Source organism: Actinomadura sp. GC306 (assembly GCF_004348665.1).
Taxonomy (GTDB): domain Bacteria; phylum Actinomycetota; class Actinomycetes; order Streptosporangiales; family Streptosporangiaceae; genus Spirillospora.
In genome coordinates this window covers 1-1,995 of the sequence record NZ_SMKM01000493.1, presented here as the reverse complement: position 1 = coordinate 1,995, position 1,995 = coordinate 1, and the positions used below count along the sequence as shown (strand labels likewise).

At 78.3% G+C, this 1,995-nt stretch carries 1 pseudogene; it reads left to right on the top strand.

The annotated features are described in order from the left end of the window. Positions 1–1,995: pseudogene (locus tag E1200_RS34235) on the top strand (hypothetical protein); the annotation flags it as partial.

The following is a 1,995-nucleotide window of genomic DNA, read 5'->3' as shown; positions in this document are numbered from 1 at the left end:
CTACAGCGACGACTGGGCCCCGGACACGGCGGCGCCGTCACCCGTCCCGCGGCTGCGGCTCGCGCCCGCGCTGGTCGTCCGCCCACCCGGCCGCCGCGCCGCCGCCGACTACCACGCCGCCCTCCTCGACCGCGTGCCCGGCGGCGTCCCCGAGGGGTTCGCGCGGCTGGTGTCGCCGGCCCGGCGACCGCACGTCATGCACGTGCCCGAGCGCGCGGACGACACCGTTCCCGACCTGCTCGCGGGCCTGCTCACCCGCGGCCACCGCGTGCTCGTCGCCACCAGCGGCGCCACCGCCTCCGGCGCCCTGCACGCCGCACTGCCGCCCGGCCTCGCCGACCTCACGGTCGCCGACCCCGCCGTGGCGGGCCGCACGGCCGACGCGATCCTCGCCCGCACCGCCCCGCCCGACCTGGACGCGCTGGCCGCCCGGGAGACGGCCGCCGCCCGCCAGGTCACCGAGATCCGCGAGCGGCTCGACGGCGCCGTCGAGCCCGCCGACCCGCGCGAGCGCCTCCGCGCCGAGGCGCCCGACCTGGCGTGGATGCCGGTCCGCGCCGGGATGCCCGCGGACCCGCCGATCTCCCGCTCCGAGGCGGCCGAGCTCGTCGTCCTCCTCGCGGAGGAGACCGCCGCGCGCAAGGCCCGCACCGAGCAGCGCGACGTCGACCCCGGCGCGCTGCCCAGCGCCGCCTACGTCCGCACCCTCGTCGAGGCGGAGGCCGCGGCCGCCGAACGCGCCGAACGGACCAAGACCGACCTGTCCCGCCGCCTGCGCGAGACCGACGTGACCTTCCTCGCCCGCCTCGACGGCAACGCGTCCGTCGTCGCCGCCGCGCTCCGCGACCTCGGCCTCGACGGCGACCCGGGCGGCTGGAACCCCGCCGACCTCGCCGCCCAGGCGTTCGGCGACGCCCTCGCGGACCGCCGCCCCCTCATCTGGGCGCGCGTCCACGAGATGACGGCCCGCGCCCAGTGGGCGGAGAACGCCCTCGCGGAGCTCAGCGGCCACGAGATCGACGTCCCCGCCGACGCCGACCTGCGCGGGCTCGCCGCGTCCGCCCTGGACCTGCGCGCCCACCTCGCCGGCGGCGGCACCCTCAAGCGGGGGCCGCTGCGCTCGTCCGCGCAACGCCAGGCCGAGCCGCTCCTCACCACCGTGCAGGTCGACGGCGCCGCGCCCACCACCCCCGAGCTGCTCGACCTCGTCCACACCCACCTCATGGTGCGGATCGCCTGCCGCGAGCTGCAGTACGTGTGGGAGGCCGCCGGCATCTCCTTCCCGGCCGACCTCCCGCCCGCCGAACGCGTCGCCCGCTTCGTCCGCGCCCACACCCGCCTCGCCCGCATCCGCGACGCCATGACGGCCGTGCAAGAGACCCGCGACCTCCTCGGCCGCGCGGGCCTCACCATCCCCCTGGGCCACCCCATCCAGTGGCACGGCTACGTCACCGCCCTGCGCAACGCCCTGGAGGGCCTGGGCGTCAGCCGCGCCGCCGCCGACCTCGACGCCCTCCGCGACTCCATCGGCCAGGTGGCCGACGACGACCCCCCGGAACTCCAGGCCGCCCTGGACGCCATCGACGCCCGCGACGCCGCCGCCTACGGCCGCGCCCTGAACGCCCTGGCCGAGGCCCGCCACGAACGCTCCCGCCAGATCCGCTGCACGGAACTCCTCGACCGCGTCCGCGCCGTCCACCCCGACCTCGCCAACCTCATGATCGCCACCGACGGCGACGAGGCATGGCAGGAGCGCACCCCCCGCTGGGACGACGCCTGGGCGGCGGCCCACCATGCCACCCGGCAGACCGTCCCCGCCAAGGAGCGCCTCCGCGCCGCCCTCACCGAGGCCGAGGAACGCCTCCGCGTCATCCGCGCCGACCTCACCGCCGCCCGCGCCTGGAAGGCCGCCCTCGACACCGTCCCCACGTCGCCCGCGGCCCCGTCCGACGTCATCCCGGCGTGGATCCTCCCGCTCTGGCGCATCCCCGAGAC